Source organism: Acinetobacter sp. RUH 2624, from assembly GCF_000162375.2.
GTDB lineage: Bacteria > Pseudomonadota > Gammaproteobacteria > Pseudomonadales > Moraxellaceae > Acinetobacter > Acinetobacter nosocomialis.
Window position 1 is genome coordinate 1,650,763 of sequence record NZ_KI391939.1, and the last position, 21,653, is coordinate 1,672,415.

Sequence of the window (21,653 nt, forward strand, 5' to 3'; positions counted from 1 at the left end):
AAAATAAAGGGAAATATTTAAATATTTCCCTTTATTCCATTAACTCGCATAAGCTTGCTGCATTTTTGCAATTTCTTGCTGCTTCAATAATCCTCTTTGAATTTTTCCGCTCGTGGTTTTAGGTAGGCTATCCACAAACTCAATCTCTTTTGGATAAGCATGACGAGATAAACGGTTACGAACATATTGCTGTAACTTATCTTTTAATGTTTCACACGCTTGATAAGCAGGCTTAAGTACCACAAAAGCTTTGACTATTTCGGTTCGTTCCAGATCTGGCTTACCAATTACTGCTGACTCTAATACCGCCTCACACTCTAATAAAGTACTTTCAACATCGAATGGTCCAACTCTATAGCCCGATGTTGTAATGACATCGTCAGCACGCCCAACAAAATCAATACCGCCATGTTCATTTAAAGTGACCGTGTCACCAGTTAAATAATACTTACCAACAAAGGCTTTGCGATTATTGCCACCATAACCTTTAAACCACATTAATGGCGATTGCTCCGAGTCCATCGCCAAAATACCAACACCACCTGTTGGTAATTCTTGATAATTTTGGTCTAACACCGCAAAACGATGCCCAGGAATTGCAAAACCAGCTGAACCTACTTTTAATGGGTGCTCAAGCGCATGATGGTTCGCAATCACCATCCCTAGCTCAGTTTGGCCATATTGATCAAAAATATTAACCTCTAAATCTTGCTTAAACCAGTTCACAACCTCAGGAGTTAATGGCTCACCTGCACTGCTGACTACGCGTAAATGTTGTTTAATTGAAGGATCAAATTTTTCCTTAAATCCAAAAAACATACGAAATGCTGTTGGCGAACCGGTTAAATTACTTACTTTATACTTTTTAATTAGCTTAATTGCCTGATCTACATTAAACGAACGCTCATCCATAATAATGCTATGCCCCAAGCTTAAAGGGCCTGTAATGCCATAATACAAACCATACGCCCAGCCCGGATCTGCCAAATTCCAGAACATATCCTCTTCACGCAAATCGACAGCATGAGTCATATAACCTTTAAATGCCAAAATTGCTTTTAGTGGAACGGGTACAGACTTAGCAAGTCCAGTTGTGCCTGAGGTAAACATCATTAAAAAGTCATCTTCAAAGCTACGATTTACTGGCTCACATTGCTCAGAATAGCGCTGTAAAGATTGCCAAAAATCGAAGTCATACTCAGACAAAGGACCAGTCTGATGAACAGTGACAATAACCGGAACATTCAAGGTATTCAGTTTAGGGCGCTGTTCATCATTGGTCACAATCAATTTAGTTTGAGCAGTCGTAATACGGTGATCAATCGATTTTGCTTCAAAGGCAGTAAATAAAGGCTGATAAATAGCGCCTATGCGCCACGTTGCCAAAATTGTAATTAATAACTCAGGCGTTCTTGGTAGAAGTCCTGCAATACAATCTCCAGCTTGAATTCCTTGTGCTTTAAAGAAGTTAGCAAGTTTTCCAGAAAGCTCAGCAAGTTGTTCGAACGTATAGTGCTCTGTCTGTCCGTTTTTTCCTTCCCAAATAAGCGCTGTTTTATTTTTTCCTACATAAGGCTCACAGCACTCAACATAAGCATTTATTGCTTGGGGATGCCCAACAAGTTGCTCTTCAATGAGTTTTGCAAGATCAAATTGCTGATAAGCTTCTGCCAAAGTTTTCATGATGCTCACCTTCATTCCGTTGGATGATTGATTTTGTGTAAGACCACAAAATCTGTCCTGACTGTTATTGTTTTAGCTAAAGCTCGAAGAATATTTCTTCAACTTTTCCATCTATTTCAAATAAAACTAATAGCAAAAATGCATCATTTCAATTGCAAGAAGCCGCACATCATGTGCGGCTTCTTGCAGTTTTAAGTTTAAAAACTCAATGCGTTATGATCTAAACTTGAGCCACTTCACGAGCAATCACCAAACGTTGAATATCTGAAGCACCTTCATAAATCTGGCTTACACGAACATCACGATAAATTCTCTCCACAGGGAAATCACTGACGTAGCCATAACCGCCATGGATCTGGATTGCATCCGAACATACTCGCTCAGCCATAGTTGATGCAAAGAGTTTCGCCATTGAGGCTTCTTTTAAACAAGGTAGCCCCGCATCTTTTAAAGTTGCCGCGTGTAAAACTAGCTGATGTGCCGCTTCAATTTGGGTTGCCATATCGGCTAAACGAAAACCAACCGCCTGATGCTGAACCAGCTCTACACCGAAGGCCTTACGTTCATTTGCGTATTGGACAGCAGCATCAAAAGCAGCTCTTGCCATACCAACAGATTGAGCCGCAATACCAATACGACCAGCCGCTAAATTAGATAGCGCAATTTTATAACCTTCACCTTCTTGTCCCACCAAATTTTCTAAAGGAATCCGGCAGTCTTCAAGCGTAATGGTTGCGGTGTCCGAAGCATGTTGACCCATTTTGTCTTCAATACGAGTGACCAAGTAACCTTGTGTATTCGTAGGTACAAGAAAACACGAAATGCCTTTTTTGCCAGCCTGTTTATCTGTAACCGCAAACACCAAAGCCACTTGAGCATTTTTACCACTGGTAATAAATTGCTTTACACCATTGAGCACCCAATAGTCGCCATCTCGCTCAGCTTTACATAAAATCGCGCTCGCATCGGAACCGACATGTGGTTCAGTTAAACAAAAGCATCCTAGCCATTCACCAGAGGCAAATTTTGGCAAATAGGTTTGTTTTTGCTGCTCTGAACCGTATGCCAGTGTAATACCGCAAACCAATGAATTTTGAACACTTACGATTGTCGAAATGGCACCATCGCCTGCAGCAATTTCTTCAATTGCAAGCACCAAAGATACATAATCCATTCCAGCACCGCCCCATTCATCGGGCACAGTCATCCCCATTGCGCCTAGCGCACCTAAGTCTTTTAATTCCTGAGCCGGAAATTCATGGGTCTTATCACGATGTGCAGCAGTTGGTTTTAACTGATTTTGCGCATAGTTACGCATCATCTCCTGAACCATGCTTTGTTCAGCATTTAGAATCATTTCAACATCCTTATTTTATTATTTTGCTGCCATACGAATTGCACCATCTAAACGAATGACTTCACCATTTAAATATGAGTTTTCGGCAATATGGGCAACCAAACGAGCAAACTCTTCTGGTTTTCCTAAACGAGATGGATACGGAACCATTTGCCCCAAAGCATCTTGTACATTTTGTGGCATACCCTTAAGCATTGGAGTTTCCATAATTCCCGGTGCAATGGTCATAATACGAATGGCATGTCGCGCAAGCTCGCGAGCAATCGGCAAAGTCATCGCCACAATAGCGCCTTTTGATGCAGAATAAGCTGCTTGTCCAATTTGACCATCAAATGCCGCAACAGAAGCAGTGTTAACAATGACACCACGGTCCTCTTCACCTTCTCCAACCATGTTTTTACTCATTGCATCTGCTGCAAAACGCAGCATGTTAAATGTACCTGTGACATTAATATTTAAAGTCTTTGCAAATAATCCCAAGTCATGAACACCCTCACGGCCAACTACTTTTGCAGAAGGGCCAATACCTGCACAGTTCACCAAACCATGCAAATGACCATGTTTAACCAATACATCTTTAAAGAACTGTTCAGCAGCAACTTCATCGGTTACATCAAGTTTTACAAAGTCAGCTTCTGGTCCTAATTGTTTCGCCTGCTGCTCACCTGCTTCTACATTCATGTCAACCAACGTGACTGAGGCACCTTGCTTTACCAAATACTCAGCAGTTGCAGCGCCTAAACCAGAGCCGCCACCTGTAATCACAAAATGTTTTCCTTGAATTTTCATTATGTAACGTCCTATAGAAATGTTCTTTAACCTTAGTAGTGAGAGTAAAAGTTGTTTTTTTCCGATACAATTTCAAAAAACCTCAAAATGCTTGCAGCTTTTGATCAATCCAAATTTTGAATATGAAATATTTCACTTGAAATACGTAAAAAAATGAGTCTTTGACATGGTTGTCCAATCTTCTTTAAGTAAAGGAACAATTTCGATTGCACTGGTACATGAAGCATTAAGTGCGGCTTATGCCAAAGGGCTAAATACTCAAATTATTTTGAATAAAGCTGGTATTCCTACTGAATTACTCATGACATCCAAAGCGCGTGTTCCAGTAGCAACGTATGCACAATTATGGATAGAACTTGCCAATGCCATGAACGACGAGTTTTTTGGTATGGATAGCCACCCTATGCGCCGTGGCAGCTATAAATTACTTACAAAACTCGTCAGTACGGCTGAAACTTTAGAAAAGGCTCTCTACGATATTTTGAATTTTTTTAATTTTGTGCTTGATGATATTCGTGGAGAGTTAATTCGAGAACAAGAAAAAGCTTATTTGGTCATTCGTGATCGTGAACAACCTAAACGTATGTTTACTTACGCAACCTTTTTAATGTTAGTACATGGGCTTATGTGTTGGCTGGTAGATCAACGAATTGGCTTAAACCGTATTACGGTACGTTGTCCAAAACCGAACGATATTCAAGATTATTTGGTACGCTTTTGTGAAGATATACAATTTAATGCCGAGACAAATCAGATTGAATTTGATGCCCACTATTTAGATATTAAAATTAAAAAAGATAAAAAAGCGCTTTATGATTTTTTAGAACAAACTCCGCAAAATCTTTTAGTTCGCTTTAAAAATGAAAATGCCTTGAGCGTTCTTATTCGTCGTCATTTATTAAAGCTTCACCCTGCTCAATGGCCCGAACTCAAAGATGTGGCACAGCAACTCAATATTTCTGAAGCTACTGTTCAACGTCGCCTCAAACATGAAGGGGTGAGTTATCAACAAATTAAAAATGAAATTCGTTGTGATATTGCGATTGAACGCTTAAGCAAAAGTAATGATTCAATACAAGACATTAGTGAAGACCTAAATTTCCACGACCCAAGTGCTTTTCACCGTGCTTTTAAAAAATGGACAGGTGTTAGCCCCGGTGCTTATCGAGATAATTTAACCACACACAAGTAATAAAAATGGACTTAACGAAGCTTGAGTTCTAGACTTAAACTTATGATATTTATGTATTTTAAATTCAATATTTTAGATAAATGCATCATTCAAAGCTTAATAATATTCATAAAAACAGAGATTTATAATTTTATTCAAACTTTTATCTTTCAAACTGATTTACAAATCAAAAGAACTAAGTTTATAGACCACTCAACACGTGAAAGGATGATCCATTATTTTATTTCGGTTCTATTTTTATCATGTCTTTAAAATCAAAATTTTCTCTACCAAAGACTTTATTAGCATCAACATTGGGGTTCGTATTTGCTTCATCTACTTTTGCAGCAATTCCGACTACACTTAAACTTGATTACGCTTACTACGCACCGACCAGTTTGGTGGTAAAAGATCAAAAACTTCTCGAAAAAGCACTACCCAATACCCAAATTAAATGGGTTTTTAGTCAAGGTAGTAATCGTTCATTAGAATATCTCAACAGTAATAGTATCGATTTTGCTTCTACTGCTGGATTGGCTGCGGTATTAAGCCGAGCGAATGGTAGTCCAATTAAAACTGTTTATGTACAAAGCCAACCGGAATGGACCGCCCTTGTTATCGCAAAAAACTCACCAATTAAAAGCCTAAAAGATTTAAAAGGTAAGAAAATTGCAGCTACTAAAGGAACAGATCCTTTCTTATTTACACTACAAGCATTAGAAACCGTAGGCTTAAGTAAACGCGATGTACAATTGGTTCATTTACAACACCCAGACGGTAAAACTGCATTAGAGCGTGGTCAAGTAGATGCTTGGGCTGGACTTGATCCATTAATGGCTTCAGCTCAAATTCAATCGGGCGCGAAATTACTTTATCGTAATGTAGCTTTTAATAGTTATAGTGTATTGAGCGTTAAAGAAGACTTTGCAAAGCAAAGTCCTGAAGCGGTAGAAGCTGTGATTAAAGCCTACGAACAAGCTAGAAAATGGGCAAAAGCCAATCCAGATAAAGTAGCAGCACTTTTAGCACAAGAATCCAAACTCCCTCTACCTGTGGCTAAACTACAACTGAGCCGGACCAACTTTGATCAAAGCATCCCATCAGCAACTCAAGCACAAGCACTAAAACGTTCTGGGAAAATTTTGACTGAAGAAGACTTGGTCAGAAAAAGCACCAATGTCAATCAAGTGGTTGATCAGTTATTAGATCCACGTTTTGCTCAAAAAGTCGTGAAATAGTATATGAGTGATTCACGTAACAAAGCTGAGCTAAATCATTTAATAGCTCAGCAGGCTTTAAAATCTCAGAAAAAGCATCTAAACAACAAATTTACACGGTGGTTTAAAGCGCTACTCATTCCACTCATTTTTTTTAGTGGGTTGTGAGTTTTTAGTCAGAAATGGCTATATCAATACTTATCTGCTCCCTGCACCTTCGAGTTTATGGCAATCTTTTTTAGATTTAGCTCATAGCGACCTATTTGCCCATATTTATATTAGTACATGGCGTGTTCTATTCGGCTTTATTATAGGAAGTGGTTTAGGTTTAATTTTTGCGATTTGGGTTGGATTAAGTAAAGAGGCAGAAGCATATTTAGAACCAACTTTTTCAGCAATTAAATCGATCCCAAGTCTTGCTTGGATTCCATTGTTATTGCTTTGGTTAGGAATTGACGAAGGTTCGAAAATTACGCTTATTGCAATTGGAGCATTTTTTCCAACCTATACCAATACCGTTGCAGCAATTCATAATGTAGATAAAAAGCTCATTGAAGTTGGAAAAGTTTATCGGCTCAATGCTTTTCAACGTGTTTTATCTATTATTTTACCAGCAGCATCTCCGGGCATTTTAACGGGTTTACGTAACAGCTTAAACTTATCGTGGATGTTTATGATTGCAGCTGAACTGATTGCAGCCACTCAAGGGATTGGTTATTTACTCAGTGATGGCCGAGAAACGTCTCGGCCTGATATCGTTATCATTGCAATTATTTTATTGGCACTATTGGGTAAAATAACCGATAGCTTAATGAAACTTATAGAAAACTGGTTATTACGTTGGCGTGATACGCTACAAAAATAACTTTAAATCCAGCGTGCCAAAGTGACTCGATCATTTTGGCCATAATCTTGAATGGTTTTTATCTCACTAAAACCATGCTCTGTGAAAATGCCTCGAACAGCTTGCCCCTGATCATAACCATGTTCAAGTACAATCCACCCTTGAGGTTTTAACCAGTTTTTCCCTTGAGCAATAATAATTTCAATATCAGCCAATCCCTGATGGTCTGCAACCAATGCACGGCGTGGTTCTGTTGCCAAAGCTTGCATGTGTTCGTCTTCTGGGTCAATGTAGGGCGGATTAGAAACAATTAAATCAAATTGTTGTGGCTCTAATGCTTCAAACCAAGCACCACAAGCAAATTTCACATGATATAAGCCGTGTGTTTGTGCATTTTCTTTTGCAATGTTTAAAGTAGGTGCGTAAATATCAGTTGCTGTGACGAACCAGTCTGGACGTTCACTCGCTAACGCAAGTGCAATTGCACCTGTTCCCGTTCCCAAATCAACAATGTTTGCTTTGTTTGGCAAATTTAGATTTAAAACAGTTTCAACTAAAACCTCAGTATCAGGTCGTGGTACTAAAGTATCTGACGTTACTTTTAAATCAAGCGTCCAAAATGGCTGTGAACCTGTCACATAGGCTAAAGGTTCACCATTTTGAATACGCTCAAGACCAGCCAAGTAGTCTTGCTCTTGCTGAGCCGTTAACTCTTGCTCAAGTCTGAACTTTAATTCGAGTGAATTGATTTTTAGAAAATGCTCAAGCAACCAAGCATTTTCTTGTCGTTCATAACTGTCAGGCTCACCACGAATTGCAAGCGCTTGAGCAATATTCATTAGCCGCCATTTTCCTGTGCAAGCATCGCAAGCTGATCTGCCTGATATTCACGATGTAAGCTATCGAGCAATTCAGTTAAATCACCTTCCATAATGGCATCTAACTTATATAAAGTTAGGTTAATACGGTGATCCGTCATACGCCCTTGTGGGTAGTTATAAGTACGGATACGTTCAGAACGGTCACCAGAACCGACCAAATCACGGCGCATTTCAGAAGTCGCTGCATCAGCCGCTGCACGTTTAGCATTTTCTAAACGTGATACTAACAATGCCATCGCTTTAGCTTTGTTCTTATGCTGTGAACGTTCTTCTTGACACTCAACGACTGTACCCGTTGGAATGTGAGTAATACGTACTGCCGAATCGGTTTTGTTAATGTGCTGACCACCCGCACCTGACGCACGGTAAGTATCAATACGTAAATCTGCCGGATTAATTTCAACGTTAGTATCAACGTCAATTTCGGGCAGAATTGCCACTGTACAAGCCGATGTATGCACACGACCTTGTGATTCAGTTGCTGGCACACGTTGTACACGATGCGCGCCACTTTCAAACTTCAAACGTCCATATACGCCATCACCATCTACACGGCAAATGACTTCCTTAAAGCCGCCATGCTCGCCTTCATTTTCAGAAAGGACTTCAATACGCCAACCTTGTGTCTCGGCATACTTGCTGTACATGCGGAACAAATCGCCTGAGAAAATTGCAGCTTCATCACCGCCCGTCCCTGCACGAATTTCTAAATATGCAGCATTAGAGTCATTTGGATCTTTTGGAATCATCAAAATATTGAGCTGGCTTTCTAATTCTTCAAGCAATGCTTTATTTGCTTGAATTTCTTCTTCTGCCATATCTTTAAAGTCGGGGTCCGACTTCATCATTTCAGCAGTTTCAATATCTTCTTCTGCTTGACGGTATTTGCCCCAAACTTCGGTAATTTCAGTTAAATCACTATGTTCACGAGACAGTTTACGGAAACGTTTGTTATCGGAAATCACTTCTGCATCTGCAAGCAATGCGGTAAGTTCTTCATGACGATCACAGAGTTGATCAAGACGTAAACGGAGTGACGCTTTCATAAGAGGAAATATCTCAAAAGTCCAAAAAACTTATCTAGATAAATATAAGAAGATAAGCCAAATCATAAAAATAGCGCATAGTTTACAGTTTATGCCGATTAAATGACATATGTAATCCTTTAAATCGTTAACTTTCCAAAGCCATAAGGATGAATAAATCTAATGATTCCAGAGGAGATTTATTCATCAATCTAAGATTTTCTTTTATTGAAAACAAATAACTCGCTTTTTTAAATCCATATAATAAAAGAGACTTTATTTATAAAGCCTCTTTATCGTTTATAGTTATTTTAATTTTTCTAATAAAGTTTTACCGACAAGAACAGCCGAAGCTGGATTTTGTCCAGTAATAAGCTCACGATCCACCACTACATTTGGCGACCAAGCTTTCGTATTGCTTTGATATTTTGCTCCAAGTGACTCTAAAGCAGTTTGTGGATAGAACTTCATTTCACCGCCTTTTAATAAGCCCTTCGCTTGCTCTTCTTCTTGATTGCTAATTACCGTCATCCGGTAGTTTTTATAAATCCATTCGCCAGTTTTGACTGTTCTAATTTGTTCAAGTTGCTTAACAGCTTCCGCAGCATGAGGTAAAGTTGACATCAGAGCTATAGGCCCATGACAAACCAAGGCTGTAGGCTTTCCTGCATTATGAAAAGCGTTAAGAACTTTACCAAGCTGTTTATCTTTTAACAGGTCTTGCATAGGCGCATGCCCACCCGGAATATATATGGCATCAAATTGATCTATACCAATTTGCTCAATACGCGCCAGACTTACAACTGGAGAGTCTTTAGGTGAAGTTAACTTTAGATCATGTAATAAACCAGCATATTGTTTTAATACTTTTTCATCTTGGTTAAAGTACATTGCACTATTTGAAGATTCATCTAACGTTGGAGCTTTCCCTTTTGGGGTGGCAAACGTTACGGTGTGCCCCGCATCTAAAAGCATTTTTGTAGGCTGCATCAATTCGTTAAGATAAAATCCCGTTTTAAAAACATGATTATTTTTTAGCTCTAGCTGATCTTCATCTGACAATACAACAAGTACATGAGCTGCATTTACACTTAATGCTGCCGAAGCTGTAATCACTGCAAACATTATTTGATTCAACATCTTCATTATTTAACCTTCATTCCAAGCATTTGCTGGATTTATAACTAGGATGTATATATTCTATTTTTACCCCAAAGGTAGAAAAACAACTAAGTTTGCAAATCTTTTTTGCGTTTGAGGACAAAATGTCTCGACAATTTGATCATCTTGCCGATGTCGAAATCTTTTTAATTGTGGCTGAGAAGCTTTCAATTAGTACTGCTGCAATTGATTTATCTACCACACCTTCGGTGGTTAGTAGAACAATTACAAGACTCGAGAAAAAACTCGGTATACAGCTTTTTAGAAGAACCACACGCCATTTAAGTCTGACTGAAGCTGGTCAGCTTTACTATGAAAAAATGCAACATGCTTTTCAGTTAATTGACCATGCAGAACGCTTGGTTCAAGGTGAACAACTACAAATTTCTGGAAAAATTAAAATAAGTGTTCCTACCACTTATGGGCATTATCGTTTACCCCCTTTATTAGAAAAATTTCTTCTGCAATATCCTGATATTCAGATTGAAGTCAGTATTTCTAATCGTAACGTTGATTTAATTGCTGAAGGTTTTGATTTAGCTATTCGTCAAGGACAACTACCTAACAGCACCCTTATTGCCAGACCTTTAGAGCACGCACCTTTAAAACTTGTTGCCTCACCTGCTTATTTGAAGCGCATGGGTATTCCCAAAAATTTGGATGAATTAAATCATCATCAATGCATTGCCTTTGAGTTACCGAGTAATGGTAAGGTCACTCCGTGGTTCTTTAAAGATATAGATATAGATCAAGAAATTCAGTGGATACCGACAAATCGAATTTTAGTAAAAGAAGATATTCTAGGAGTAGTATCTCTTGCTGAAAATGGTTTAGGAATATGCCAGAGTTACGAATTTATCGTTAATGAAAAAATTCAACAAGGAAAATTACAACCTCTACTTGAAACATACGCAGGTCATACCCGTCCCTTTTCTTTACTGTATGCGCAACATAAACATATGTCTTCTGCCACAAGAGCTTTTATTGATTTTTTATGTTCAACTCATTGTAAATATACTTAAGAATATGAAATGAGAATCACTTTTTTCTATGTGGATATTAGATATTCTATTTTAATAGAAAACATACAAAGAAGACACTAAACTCTAATAATAGGATGATGGTTCTCCACATTTGAAGAGAAGTGTTTTGTTACATTTGCTGTAACGAAAGATATAAGGTCCTGTAACTTGGGACATGGAGTAAATGATGAAATTAAATGCTTTATTATGTAGTGCTGTTTTGGCTACTTCTATGATGACTGTAGCACATGCAGACAATACAACTCATGTAGCAGCTGCTTCTGCTTTAGGTAGTGTTGCTGGTACTGCTATTGGTAAAAGCATGGGTGGTACATCTGGTGCAACAATTGGTGCTGCTTTAGGTGGTGCTGGTGGTGCAGCAGTTGCAAGTGATCGTCGTCACCGTACAGAATCTGCAATTGGCGGTGGTTTAGGCGGTGGTGCTGGCTATACTGTTGGTAAAAGCATGGGTGGTACAAATGGCGGTTATATCGGTGCTGCGTTAGGTGCTGCGGGTGGTGGTGCTTTAGGTAATAAAATTGCTAAAGACCGTGATTATGATCGATCTTCTAAACACTGGAAGAAAAAACACCGTCATCACCACTAATTTTAGTGATGTAATTAATTTAAAAACACCTTCGGGTGTTTTTTTATGATTACCCTTCTGTCAAATACATATGTCGTGCTCATGATTTATTCACATCTTAATAGAAACAATACAAAGCAGACACAAAACTATCGTATCAGCATGAGCCTTCTCCATAATTTTCACGAAATTTTTAATTACATTTAGCTCAAGATATAAAGATTGCTCTTTAGCAAAATGAGCATGGAGTTCCAAAATGAAAATGAATATTTGGTTAGCAAGTGCATTAATCGCAACAACCTCTATGGTGTCAGTTGCACATGCAGATAATGGTACCCGTGTAGCGGCAACTTCTGCTCTAGGTAGTGTAGTAGGTACTGCAATCGGTAAAAGTATCGGTGGTACATCTGGCGCAACAATTGGTGCTGCTTTAGGTGGTGCTGGTGGTGCGGCAGCTGCAAGTGACCGTCGTAACCGTACAGAAGCGGCAATTGGTGGTGCTTTAGGTGGCGGCGCTGGTTATACCGTTGGTAAAAACATGGGTGGTACAAATGGTGGATACATCGGTGCAGCAGTGGGTGCAGCTGGTGGTTCTGCTTTAGGTCGTAAAGTTGGCCAAGATCGTAACTATGATGAACGTTATGACCGTCGATACGATCGTCGTTATGATCGTGATGACCGCCGCTATTACAATGATCGCGCTTATTATCGTCATGATAATGGCTTACACCGTGGTTGGTATAAACACCACTAATTGGTACACAGATATTAAAAAGCACCCTAGCGGTGCTTTTTAATTTGGGAGTGAAATTTATATCGAAAAAAACCGATATACATCACCCCATTTATATCGTATTATTTCGATATAACGTTTTTTGAGAATATCGCATGCGATCACTTCAAGACACCAAATTTTCAATTTTGGAACTTGCTCCCATACGTGATGATAAAACAATCGAGTTTTCATTACGTCATGCATTAGAGCTCGCCCAACATGCAGAAAAATTAGGTTATGACCGTTTTTGGCTTGCAGAACATCATAATATGGATGGAATTGCGAGTTCAGCAACAGCTGTTTTACTTGGTTTTATCGCGGCTCATACCCAGCGCATTCGTTTAGGTTCAGGTGGTATCATGCTACCAAACCATGCACCATTAGTGGTTGCAGAACAATTCGGTACGTTAGCAACCTTATATCCAAATCGTATTGAGTTAGGTTTAGGTCGTGCTCCAGGCACAGATCAAGTCACTATGCGTGCCTTACGTCGCGGGCATCAGGAAACGGAAGATCAGTTTCCTAGAGATGTTGTTGAGATTTTGCAATATTTTAAAGCACCTCAACCCGGCCAAAGAATTATTGCCACTCCAGGACAAAATACTCAAGTGCCTGTCTGGTTATTAGGTTCAAGCTTATTTAGTGCGCAATTGGCTGCGAAACTAGGATTACCCTATTCATTTGCATCGCATTTTGCACCACGCATGCTTGGTCAAGCGATTGAGCTTTATCGTGAAAATTTCGAACCTTCTGAATATTTAGACAAGCCTTATGTTTCCATGGGTGTACCTGTTGTGGTTGCAAATACGGATGAAGAAGCTCAGTTCTTGGCAACAAGTGCCTATCAACGTGTATTAGGATTAATCCGTGGTGAAAGTTTAAAACTTAAACCGCCAGTTACATCGATGCAGGGTCTATGGAACACAGCAGAACAGCTTTCTGTTGAAAATTTCTATACGATGGCCCAAATCGGCTCAACTGAAACAGTACGCTCAGGCTTAGAAAAGCTTTTAGCTACTTATGAAGTCGATGAGTTTATTTTTACTTGTGATGTCTATGATACTAATAAACGTTTAGAGAGCTTTACTCGATTAATGCAACTAAAATCAGCCAACTAGAACATACTCTGAATATCTCATGCTTGAGTCTATAGCAGGCATGAGATAACCACCTATCTGAAAATACTTTACCCAGCCCTCTTGCTTGGTTATTTATATTAAAACGATAAAAAATCATCATAAATGAAAACCAAAAGGACTTTTGGAAAATGAGTATTGAACTTAAAAATAATGTTGCCAAATCAACTACTTTTCAAAATGCAGTTCAGGATTTTGACGCCTTTACTGGTCAAATTCTTTTATCAAATACAATTAAAGAAAATGATTTTTCAAATTTAAATGTAGCGATTATTGGAACAGATCAGGAAACGGTAACGCACTTAGAAAAAATCTGCCAACAAGCAAAATTTGTAACTGTATTTCAAATTACGCCGCATTTTATTTTGCCTCATAGTCAAATCGGCATACACCGTCTCATTACCCACCCGCTTATTGCTAAAAATAGGAGGTTATTTAACAATCGTGTAAAAAGTATCTTAGCTCTACGTTTTCTTGAAACTCAAGTCAATGAAACATGGCTCAAACGTCTTTTGACACCTAATACGGCAAAAGCCAATAAAACATTTTTTAAATCTGATAGCTACTATGCTGCGCTACAAAGACCAAATTGCAAACTACAAACTTGGCCAATTGTAAAAGTTACCGCTACAGCCATTTATAGTATGGATGGTACTCAACGCCCTGTAGATATCATTATTAGAACTACACCTTAAAAATAAAAAAAAGCATGGTTGATAGACCATGCTTTTTTTACTCATTTCAAATCATATCGAGTTAAATACCCCTGATCATCATAATGTAAGATGATGCGCTGAGACTTTTGTAACTCTGATAATGACTCGGTACTGACCATAAATTGTGAAGCCAATAACTCAACAGGACTATTCGGAGCTTTGCTGCGGCGATCATCACCATGAAATCTAAGCCAGTTATAACTCGCCCATAAAATCAAGACCAAAGCACTTAAGGATATTAAAAGAAGTAAATGGAGGACTGTATTAACTTCAGAAATATGATCTACCCATACATAGTCATAGATGAGATGCCCTTCATAAAACCATAAAAATAATGAAACCAGTGGGAAAAACAGCCACATTAAACAAAACCAGCCTACTGTTTGCAAAGTATAGTTTGCGGTTTTATTTTTCACATATTTAGGCTGATCAATATATTCTGGGATATCTAAAACTTCTATGTCATTATTTTCTTTATTTTTCATGAGTTATCTCCTCGAAAGCCTCGGTCAGGACTTACCCAACGAGCACGCTTTTTGGTATTAAATATAGTTTTAGGGACTGCAACTACACTAGTAAATAACGTCAGTAGCCAGAAAAATAATGGATACCAAATTACCCAAAAATAATTTCTAAAAAGACGTCCACGGTCATAACGATGATCTATCCATAAACTTACTAAAAATTGGATGAGGCATGTTCCACCCAATATCACGCCATACCATTGGGGCATGAGTGAATTAATCTGCCACTGCTGAGGTAAATCAATAAAAAGTCCGATTAAGAAAAGCAAGAAAATAAATATCATCACATACGACCAGACAATACTGACTAAAGCTTCAAGCATAACTGGCCACATACGGCGTAAACGGATTTTGAACATTTTTGGAATATATTCCAATAAGACTTCTACCCCACCTTGTGCCCAGCGTAAACGCTGCTTCCAAAGGCCTTTAAAAGTTTCAGGCATATAGATATAACAAAGTGCTTGAGGAATATATTGAATATCCCAATGGTCCATCTGAAGCTTCCAAGAGATATCAATATCCTCAGTAATTTTGTCATCAGACCAAAATCCAACACGGACTAAAGCAGTTTTTCTAAATGCAACAATTACACCCGATACTGTAAAAATACGACCATACGTACGCTGCGCCCGCTTAATCAATCCAATAATTGAAGAAAACTCACCAACCTGTAATTTTCCTAATATACTTGAACGGTTGAGAATTCTAGGATTTCCAGTGACGGCTCCAATACGAGGAAATTTTAGAAATGGCTGCATAAGCCAAAGTACAGCATGAGGATGTAGTAAAGCATCTCCATCAATACAAACTAAATATTCGTATTTACTTACTAAAACTCCCGATCTTAAAGCCACTGCCTTACCTTGGTTTTCCGCTAAGTGCACGACCCTTAATCGAGTATCCTGAGCTGCCAACTCATCAAGAATTTCTGCAGTTCTATCACTGCTACCATCATTGACAGCAATCACTTCAAAATTTGGATATTTTGTTTGTAAGGCATAACGAATAGTTTGCCTTACCTGAGCTTCTTCGTTAAAACAAGGAATAATAATGCTGCACCCTTCATTTGAAGGCTCAGGTAACTGCTGTTCATGGTATTCTCTTTTAAAGAAAAACCAGAGGCCACCTACCATCCATGTCCACGCCATAAGCAGAGGATATAAAAAGGCAAAAGCAAATAGAATATCGAGTAATACTCTCATTACTTTTTCCCCTCAGTTGCTAAACTAGCGAAGGGTTGATACATGACCGAACTCGAATTCAAGCTCATTGGGTTATATAAATACTCATGAACATTTTTTGAATTTTCAAAGGAATAACCTTCAACCCCAAATTTCTGAATACCTATGCGCTGAATATCAAAAAGGCCTTGTTTTACTTCTTGCCAAGCATTTCTCTGGTCATTTTCTGGCAATGTTAATGTCAGCATAATTCGTTGCTTGTATTTCGCATCAAGTGTATTTAAAAGTTCTAAGACATGTTTAAATTGTTTCTGCTTACCCACAACATTAAATTTTAGATTCACTAAATCATGTTGGGTTAATAGTGATTTTAAAAGCGCTGGCAATTGATCGATATGCTCTAAGTCAGGCGTAAGCAGCAGACTAAACTGGGCCTGATTACTCATATTCAAATAAGGCCTTGCAGCTTTTTGAGTCAGTTGACTCAGTTGTGATAATTGCTTTACTTCTTCAACACAGTTACTTTCTTTTATCGTTGCACTTTGCATAGCACAATTTAAAGCAGTTCCAGCATTAAGTTGAATACCACTTAAATTGCTATTAAAACGTGCCATATCTTTAGCTAAATCTGCCACCAAAAACGGTTTATTTTTTTGAGGATATACAGGTAACTCTAAAATGACCGCTTGTCCTGCACGAGTCTGTGCCTGCCATAGACTACGGTTTAAGATATCTTGTTTAACTGGCATTTGAGTTGTTGGGAAATAAGCAACGTCATATTGCCCATCTCCATCTTGATCATCTAAAGGCTTCAATATCAGCGTATTGTTTTTTAAGCTATAAAGTTTGGATAACAATGCCCCTAATTTTTCATCTGACTGAATATTGGTTGAAGCAGCTAATTGTTTTAAATCCATACTCACAAAATGTTTTGGCTGTTTATATAAATCTTTCTCTGCCGAGTTCAAGATATTGAGTAAGGTCTCAGACAACTGTTCAGCTGTAGAGTTATCCACCATAAGACTACGTTTAAAGGTAACGTCATTAATCTGATTTACCCCATCACGTCCTAAACTAAAAGAAAAAGTGAAACCTGCCTGTTGAGCTAGTTTTTCTAACTGCTGATTGACCGCACCATACGGCCATACAATTGCTTTCGGCTCTACACCCAATTCCTTTTTTAAAACATCATGAGATTTTTTTAAATCTTTTAAAATACGTTGCTGATATTCCACATCCGTTTCATAACGCGCTTGTGATTTTAAATACATATAAGAAGTTGCTGCGGGTTGTTCATTCCCTTGAGGGTTAGCAAGCACACCATGATGCAAATCATCACTATGACTCGCAAACTCAGCTAAGCCAGAAGCCTGCATTTCTCGTACTTGCTTCCAATTGACTAAGTTCCCTTGTCCATAGGCTTCATAGCCAGCTTTTGTATTACCGTTAAGCCAACTGGTTGGGAGTGCAAAAACTGCCGGAATCCGATATTGCTTGAGCAATGGAAATATACGACTGTAGCTACTTAAAGCACCATCATCAAAGGTTAACAAAATAGCATTATGAGGTAGTTCTTTACCTTGCTTACGAGCCTCTTCAATATCTTTCAGGCGAATTGGCTTCCAGTCAGATTGACTCAACCAGTCAAAGAATTGCGCTAAATTTTTAGTTTGAATTGCATAAATATCCCGATCGCCTTCTTTTAAAACATCATCTCTGACATCATGAAAAGTTAAAGAAACTGTATGATTTTTTGGTAAATCTTTTTCTATTTGGGCATATGTAAATTGCAGAGGTAACAATGTTGAAGCTAAAGCACAGCTCAACATTTTCGAAAATAAATTATTCATTAAAAACGCCCTTCAAATCCGAAAATACCATAGGTATGCTGTTCATCATGTCCATCGTAAGGATGGTATTGCCAACCAATTCCATAATTGAGTTGCCATGTACGTGATAGTTGCCATTGATGTTGATATTGCAAAGAATAGGTTGGCTTAGTGGAATAATCGGCTTGTTTATAAAGCCCCACTCCAGCCTCGAAATGCTGTTTAAATGAACGCTCATATTCACGCCAAGTCACCCAGTCATGGCTTAAGTTCAACTCCGCGCTGTAATGCGAACTTGGGCTAAAATAAGTAGTTTGATCTTGACTATTACTGCCGTAAAAACCACGAACAGTGCCATAAGTAATGTGATGCGGCGCCGCAAATAGTCTTTCACGCCAAAAAGTTGAAAATTCTTGTTGTTTATTACCATCACTGATATCAGTCAGACCGTAACTTGCGCCAATTTGACGTGATTCATCTTTTTGCCATGTCAAAGCAGCTCGGTAAGACTGGCCATCTTCTCCCGCATCAATTGCCTGTAGAGGGATGTCAGCCTGGCTGTTATATTGCAATTGATACTGCCAGTGATCGTTTAACCACTGAGACCAATCAAGACGAACACCTGCTTGTCCGCCATCTGTACTTTGCGACAAGATCGCAGACAATGCCTTACGATTAGCTTGCCATTCGGCCCCGATACCATAGCGCTGGTTATGCACGTCACCAAAATTATATTCGCCATAACGATCTTGATACCAAGCAAATAAACGATAATTATCCTTAATCCAAGGGCTATTAAGACGTGTTTCCATTTCACGGTCTTTTAAACCATTCTGCCCACTTACAGTATCACTATTGTCGGCCTTACTTTGGCCCCAAGTAGTTGAGTGTGAAATTGTGGCTCTATTACGATCATCCAACTCTTTGCGGCTTTTTATGACACCACTATCATCAGGATAATATTGCTCTAAGTTTTGAGTGGTTTTCCGCCATGTCGGAATATCACCTAAAGCTTGAGCATTCTGCATTTCATTAATGCGAGTGTCTTTAGCAATCGGATCTATACCATTTAACCGGGAAATTGTTTTTTTTGCCTCTAGCGGTTTTTCTCTCCACCGTTCTACACGCGCAAGATTATTAATCAGGCTCTCATTCGCAGGTGCTTGCTCGACTGTTTTTTGAAAGTGCTGTTCAGCTTGATCCAGATGATTAGCGTAGGCTAAATGCATCCCTTTTAAAGCAATATAATCATCACGATCAGGATGGCTTGTTTTATCTACACCTTTCGCCTGACTATATTTATAAGTCGGAATAAGGTGATCAACTTTTGCCAAAAGCTGTTCAGCTTCCTTATATTTTTCCTGTTCAATATAGGAATAATACAATCCGGTATAGACGATCATATCCGGATAATTTTTTTCGTTTAGAAGTGTCTTATAAGCAAGTTCAGCTTGCTTTGGCTTCTGCTCCGCCAAATAACTATCAGCAATTGCATGACGTACATATGCCGGTAATTTTTCGAGTGGAATATTCAACTGGGTGAAATTCTCTATAACCTCTTTTGAACGCCCTCTAAAATCTAGCGCATACAAATAATCGTAGTGAAACCTTAAATAGTTAGGGTTGTTTGGTGACATTTGCTGTTGTATTTTTTGCCCTTGTTCTAAAACAGCATCTAATTCAGCATAGCTTTCTGCATCTGATAAGCCTTGGCGATTTAAGTATTTATAGCGGGCAATTGCATTATTGACATGCTGAGAAAACTCACTGACTTGTAAAGTTTGCTGTAACTGCTCAGTTTGCTGATTTTTTTCGTTTACTTGAAGTAATTGCTGGGCTTTTTTATATGCCCCAATAGCAGCCAAGTCATAAACATACTCTTGCAAAACAGCTGAAGACTTAGAATTTTGCTGATAAGCTTGTTCAATTGTAGCTAAGGCCTCTACGGGCAAATTTATTAAACGGTAAGCATATGCAACCTGTACCAACTGATCAGTATTTAAACCTTTAATGTTGATATTTGATAACTGAGTTTTAGCATTCGTTGAGTCCTGAGCTTCAGCATATAAAACCGATAGTAAGATACGCCCATCGACTGATTTTTGAATATTAAGTTTATTTGACCAATCAATTGCTGTTTGAAAATGTTTAAAATCACGAAAATTTCGAATTAAAGGTAACTTTGCATATTCAGGAAAATTCACATAATTAATATTTTCTAAAAAATTGGAAAAATTCGTCAGATCCTTTTTTTCACTTGACATAACAATTAAATAATCAGCAAGCAATTTTTGATCATACGGATAATGTTTTAACAATTGATCGAGTTGAGAAACAGCCTGTTGAGTTTGGCCTGCTCTATAATTTTGAACAGCTTGCTCACGCAGTACATCAACTTGAGCTGCGTATAAATGAATTGGTAAGAGATATACCAATGAAAAAACACATTTTTTTAGCATTTTGATAATCGGATAGTCCCATATCGAGATGGGAAATTATAGTTAAAAATGTGAAATGCATCACAATAAATAAATAACAAGCGATAGAGTTAACAAACGAAAAATGTGTAGAAAAAAAGTATTTGTTTATTTAAAAAATAATTAAAAACAACTATTTATTAAAATATAGATTATTATTTTATATACATTTCTTTTCAAAAAGCTTATTTTATCTCACAAACTCCCTATAAAAAATTTACACGCTGATAACTAATCAGAAACTATTTATTAACTTAGCGTTTTATATTTAAAACTTTTATTTTCAATATGTATTAAAAATAAAAACCATTCAATTCCAATATATTAATATTATTCAAATTGAATGGTTTAAATAAATATTTGATTTAATTAACCGATACGTCGCTTTAAACCAGTCATTTGTAAAATACGAGTAGAAATTTCTTCAATCGACATTTCAGTTACATTTAAATATTTAATACCTTCTGAAATATAAATACCTTCAATCGCTCTTAATTCCATTTGGCACTGGCTAAAACTTGCGTATCGACTATTCGCTTTACGCTCACTTCGAATCGCCACTAAACGTTCTGCGTCAATCATTAAACCAAAGAGCTTACTACGGTGTTCTCTTAATACTGCTGGTAAACGGTTATCATCTAAATCTTCTTCGGTTAAAGGATAGTTAGCAACACGAATACCGAACTGTAAAGATAGATAAATAGAAGTCGGAGTTTTTCCGGAACGAGACACACCAATTAAAATTAAATCAGCTTTGTCATAGTGTCGGGTGCGTGCCCCATCATCGTTATCAAGTGCAAAGTGAACAGCATCAATACGGGCTTTATAATATTCAGAGTCAGTTACCGCATGTGTTTGCCCAACCAGTGTCGTTGGTGGTGTACCGAGTTCCTGCTCTAGCTTACTAATTAATCCTTCAAACACATCCAGATTAACTGCTTTAGCCGTATTAATAATTTCTCGTACATGCGGATCAACTAAAGTATCAAATACCAATGGTAAACATCCATCTCTGGTTTGACATTTATTAATCTCAACCACAACTGCCATTGCTGCCTCTTCAGTTGTAATATAAGGCATGATGTGAATATCAAAATCTACATTGGGAAATTGGGCTAATAACGAATGTCCAAGGGTCTCGGCAGTAATCGCAGTTCCATCAGAAATAAAAAAAACACTCCGCTTAAATTGTTTACTTTCTGACATTAAAATTCTCCTTAAACATTTGTCTTAGTGCTATATAATCTTTATAGTAAACTGATCTTACATGACTGTC

18 protein-coding genes and 1 pseudogene are annotated in these 21,653 nt (G+C 38.0%); 8 read left to right on the plus strand and 11 right to left on the minus strand.

What is annotated here, in order from left to right:
* Positions 1–39: 39 nt before the first annotated feature.
* The 3 genes from HMPREF0014_RS14470 to HMPREF0014_RS14480 all read right to left on the minus strand — a co-directional run bounded on the left by HMPREF0014_RS14470 (position 40) and on the right by HMPREF0014_RS14480 (position 3,829).
* Complete coding sequence (locus HMPREF0014_RS14470; protein WP_004886488.1) at positions 40–1,683, minus strand: AMP-binding protein; 1,644 nt, start codon at positions 1,681–1,683, stop codon at positions 40–42.
* 220 nt (positions 1,684–1,903) lie between these two features.
* Positions 1,904–3,040: an acyl-CoA dehydrogenase family protein gene (locus tag HMPREF0014_RS14475; protein ID WP_004886485.1), complete on the minus strand. Its 1,137-nt coding sequence runs from the start codon at positions 3,038–3,040 to the stop codon at positions 1,904–1,906.
* A gap of 18 nt (positions 3,041–3,058) precedes the next feature.
* Entirely contained in the window at positions 3,059–3,829 is a 771-nt protein-coding gene (locus HMPREF0014_RS14480) for a 3-hydroxyacyl-CoA dehydrogenase (RefSeq protein WP_004886482.1), read from the minus strand.
* Positions 3,830–3,995: 166 nt separating this feature from the next.
* Here HMPREF0014_RS14480 and HMPREF0014_RS14485 point away from each other — a divergent pair, with 166 nt between their 5' ends.
* The 3 genes and pseudogenes from HMPREF0014_RS14485 (at position 3,996) to HMPREF0014_RS14495 (ending at position 7,082) form a co-directional block, all read left to right on the plus strand.
* Positions 3,996–5,021, plus strand: a complete 1,026-nt coding sequence (locus HMPREF0014_RS14485) for an AraC family transcriptional regulator (protein WP_002049325.1) — start codon at positions 3,996–3,998, stop codon at positions 5,019–5,021.
* Positions 5,022–5,263: 242 nt separating this feature from the next.
* Entirely contained in the window at positions 5,264–6,238 is a 975-nt protein-coding gene (locus tag HMPREF0014_RS14490) for an aliphatic sulfonate ABC transporter substrate-binding protein (RefSeq protein ID WP_004886479.1), read from the plus strand.
* Positions 6,239–6,241: 3 nt separating this feature from the next.
* Positions 6,242–7,082, plus strand: a pseudogene (locus HMPREF0014_RS14495) (ABC transporter permease).
* A 2-nt stretch (positions 7,083–7,084) separates the two neighbouring features.
* Here HMPREF0014_RS14495 and prmC read toward each other — a convergent pair.
* From prmC to HMPREF0014_RS14510, 3 genes are all read right to left on the minus strand, one after another.
* Positions 7,085–7,900: a peptide chain release factor N(5)-glutamine methyltransferase gene (gene prmC, locus HMPREF0014_RS14500; protein ID WP_004886473.1), complete on the minus strand. Its 816-nt coding sequence runs from the start codon at positions 7,898–7,900 to the stop codon at positions 7,085–7,087.
* The gene (prfA, locus tag HMPREF0014_RS14505) at positions 7,900–8,988 is read right to left on the minus strand and encodes a peptide chain release factor 1 (RefSeq protein ID WP_002049300.1); all 1,089 of its coding nucleotides are present in this window, start codon (positions 8,986–8,988) and stop codon (positions 7,900–7,902) included. The genes prmC and prfA overlap by 1 nt, the downstream gene beginning before the upstream one ends.
* A gap of 285 nt (positions 8,989–9,273) precedes the next feature.
* Entirely contained in the window at positions 9,274–10,113 is an 840-nt protein-coding gene (locus HMPREF0014_RS14510; RefSeq protein ID WP_004886471.1) for a type 1 glutamine amidotransferase domain-containing protein, read from the minus strand.
* A 119-nt stretch (positions 10,114–10,232) separates the two neighbouring features.
* Here HMPREF0014_RS14510 and HMPREF0014_RS14515 point away from each other — a divergent pair, with 119 nt between their 5' ends.
* From HMPREF0014_RS14515 to HMPREF0014_RS14535, 5 genes are all read left to right on the plus strand, one after another.
* Positions 10,233–11,150 carry a LysR family transcriptional regulator gene (locus HMPREF0014_RS14515; RefSeq protein WP_004886468.1) on the plus strand — a complete coding sequence of 306 codons (918 nt, stop codon included), beginning with the start codon at positions 10,233–10,235 and terminating at the stop codon, positions 11,148–11,150.
* A gap of 187 nt (positions 11,151–11,337) precedes the next feature.
* On the plus strand, positions 11,338–11,757 hold the full coding sequence (locus HMPREF0014_RS14520) for a hypothetical protein (RefSeq protein WP_004708063.1): 420 nt from the start codon (positions 11,338–11,340) through the stop codon (positions 11,755–11,757).
* Between the two features lie 235 nt (positions 11,758–11,992).
* Complete coding sequence (locus tag HMPREF0014_RS14525; protein ID WP_004708061.1) at positions 11,993–12,490, plus strand: hypothetical protein; 498 nt, start codon at positions 11,993–11,995, stop codon at positions 12,488–12,490.
* 134 nt (positions 12,491–12,624) lie between these two features.
* Positions 12,625–13,629: an LLM class flavin-dependent oxidoreductase gene (locus tag HMPREF0014_RS14530; RefSeq protein WP_004886464.1), complete on the plus strand. Its 1,005-nt coding sequence runs from the start codon at positions 12,625–12,627 to the stop codon at positions 13,627–13,629.
* Between the two features lie 149 nt (positions 13,630–13,778).
* Positions 13,779–14,342 (plus strand): hypothetical protein, encoded by a 564-nt coding sequence (locus tag HMPREF0014_RS14535; protein ID WP_004886460.1) that lies wholly within the window; start codon positions 13,779–13,781, stop codon positions 14,340–14,342.
* A 41-nt stretch (positions 14,343–14,383) separates the two neighbouring features.
* Here the strand turns inward: HMPREF0014_RS14535 and pgaD are convergent, their stop codons facing one another.
* The 5 genes from pgaD to HMPREF0014_RS14560 all read right to left on the minus strand — a co-directional run bounded on the left by pgaD (position 14,384) and on the right by HMPREF0014_RS14560 (position 21,583).
* Entirely contained in the window at positions 14,384–14,848 is a 465-nt protein-coding gene (gene pgaD / locus HMPREF0014_RS14540; RefSeq protein WP_004708055.1) for a poly-beta-1,6-N-acetyl-D-glucosamine biosynthesis protein PgaD, read from the minus strand.
* Positions 14,845–16,092 (minus strand): poly-beta-1,6-N-acetyl-D-glucosamine synthase, encoded by a 1,248-nt coding sequence (gene pgaC / locus HMPREF0014_RS14545; protein WP_002049144.1) that lies wholly within the window; start codon positions 16,090–16,092, stop codon positions 14,845–14,847. The genes pgaD and pgaC overlap by 4 nt, the downstream gene beginning before the upstream one ends.
* Positions 16,092–17,921, minus strand: coding sequence for a poly-beta-1,6-N-acetyl-D-glucosamine N-deacetylase PgaB (gene pgaB / locus HMPREF0014_RS14550; protein ID WP_004886456.1), 1,830 nt, complete (start codon positions 17,919–17,921; stop codon positions 16,092–16,094). Before pgaB ends, pgaC begins: the two co-directional genes overlap by 1 nt.
* Complete coding sequence (gene pgaA, locus HMPREF0014_RS14555) at positions 17,921–20,359, minus strand: poly-beta-1,6 N-acetyl-D-glucosamine export porin PgaA (RefSeq protein ID WP_004886452.1); 2,439 nt, start codon at positions 20,357–20,359, stop codon at positions 17,921–17,923. The genes pgaB and pgaA overlap by 1 nt, the downstream gene beginning before the upstream one ends.
* Before the next feature lie 387 nt (positions 20,360–20,746).
* On the minus strand, positions 20,747–21,583 hold the full coding sequence (locus HMPREF0014_RS14560; protein WP_000004354.1) for a pyruvate, water dikinase regulatory protein: 837 nt from the start codon (positions 21,581–21,583) through the stop codon (positions 20,747–20,749).
* Positions 21,584–21,653 lie beyond the last annotated feature (70 nt).

Bases quoted from the DNA above. Each gene is read 5' to 3' on its own strand.
- HMPREF0014_RS14525 (WP_004708061.1), top strand. From the start codon at position 11,993: ATGAAAATGAATATTTGGTTAGCAAGTGCATTAATCGCAACAACCTCT.
- HMPREF0014_RS14510 (WP_004886471.1), bottom strand. From the start codon at position 10,113: ATGAAGATGTTGAATCAAATAATGTTTGCAGTGATTACAGCTTCGGCA.
- pgaD (WP_004708055.1), bottom strand. From the start codon at position 14,848: ATGAAAAATAAAGAAAATAATGACATAGAAGTTTTAGATATCCCAGAA.
- HMPREF0014_RS14535 (WP_004886460.1), top strand. From the start codon at position 13,779: ATGAGTATTGAACTTAAAAATAATGTTGCCAAATCAACTACTTTTCAA.
- pgaB (WP_004886456.1), bottom strand. From the start codon at position 17,921: ATGAATAATTTATTTTCGAAAATGTTGAGCTGTGCTTTAGCTTCAACA.
- pgaC (WP_002049144.1), bottom strand. From the start codon at position 16,092: ATGAGAGTATTACTCGATATTCTATTTGCTTTTGCCTTTTTATATCCT.
- HMPREF0014_RS14560 (WP_000004354.1), bottom strand. From the start codon at position 21,583: ATGTCAGAAAGTAAACAATTTAAGCGGAGTGTTTTTTTTATTTCTGAT.
- HMPREF0014_RS14480 (WP_004886482.1), bottom strand. From the start codon at position 3,829: ATGAAAATTCAAGGAAAACATTTTGTGATTACAGGTGGCGGCTCTGGT.
- HMPREF0014_RS14475 (WP_004886485.1), bottom strand. From the start codon at position 3,040: ATGATTCTAAATGCTGAACAAAGCATGGTTCAGGAGATGATGCGTAAC.
- HMPREF0014_RS14530 (WP_004886464.1), top strand. From the start codon at position 12,625: ATGCGATCACTTCAAGACACCAAATTTTCAATTTTGGAACTTGCTCCC.
- HMPREF0014_RS14470 (WP_004886488.1), bottom strand. From the start codon at position 1,683: ATGAAAACTTTGGCAGAAGCTTATCAGCAATTTGATCTTGCAAAACTC.
- HMPREF0014_RS14485 (WP_002049325.1), top strand. From the start codon at position 3,996: ATGGTTGTCCAATCTTCTTTAAGTAAAGGAACAATTTCGATTGCACTG.
- HMPREF0014_RS14515 (WP_004886468.1), top strand. From the start codon at position 10,233: ATGTCTCGACAATTTGATCATCTTGCCGATGTCGAAATCTTTTTAATT.
- prfA (WP_002049300.1), bottom strand. From the start codon at position 8,988: ATGAAAGCGTCACTCCGTTTACGTCTTGATCAACTCTGTGATCGTCAT.
- pgaA (WP_004886452.1), bottom strand. From the start codon at position 20,359: ATGCTAAAAAAATGTGTTTTTTCATTGGTATATCTCTTACCAATTCAT.
- prmC (WP_004886473.1), bottom strand. From the start codon at position 7,900: ATGAATATTGCTCAAGCGCTTGCAATTCGTGGTGAGCCTGACAGTTAT.
- HMPREF0014_RS14520 (WP_004708063.1), top strand. From the start codon at position 11,338: ATGAAATTAAATGCTTTATTATGTAGTGCTGTTTTGGCTACTTCTATG.
- HMPREF0014_RS14490 (WP_004886479.1), top strand. From the start codon at position 5,264: ATGTCTTTAAAATCAAAATTTTCTCTACCAAAGACTTTATTAGCATCA.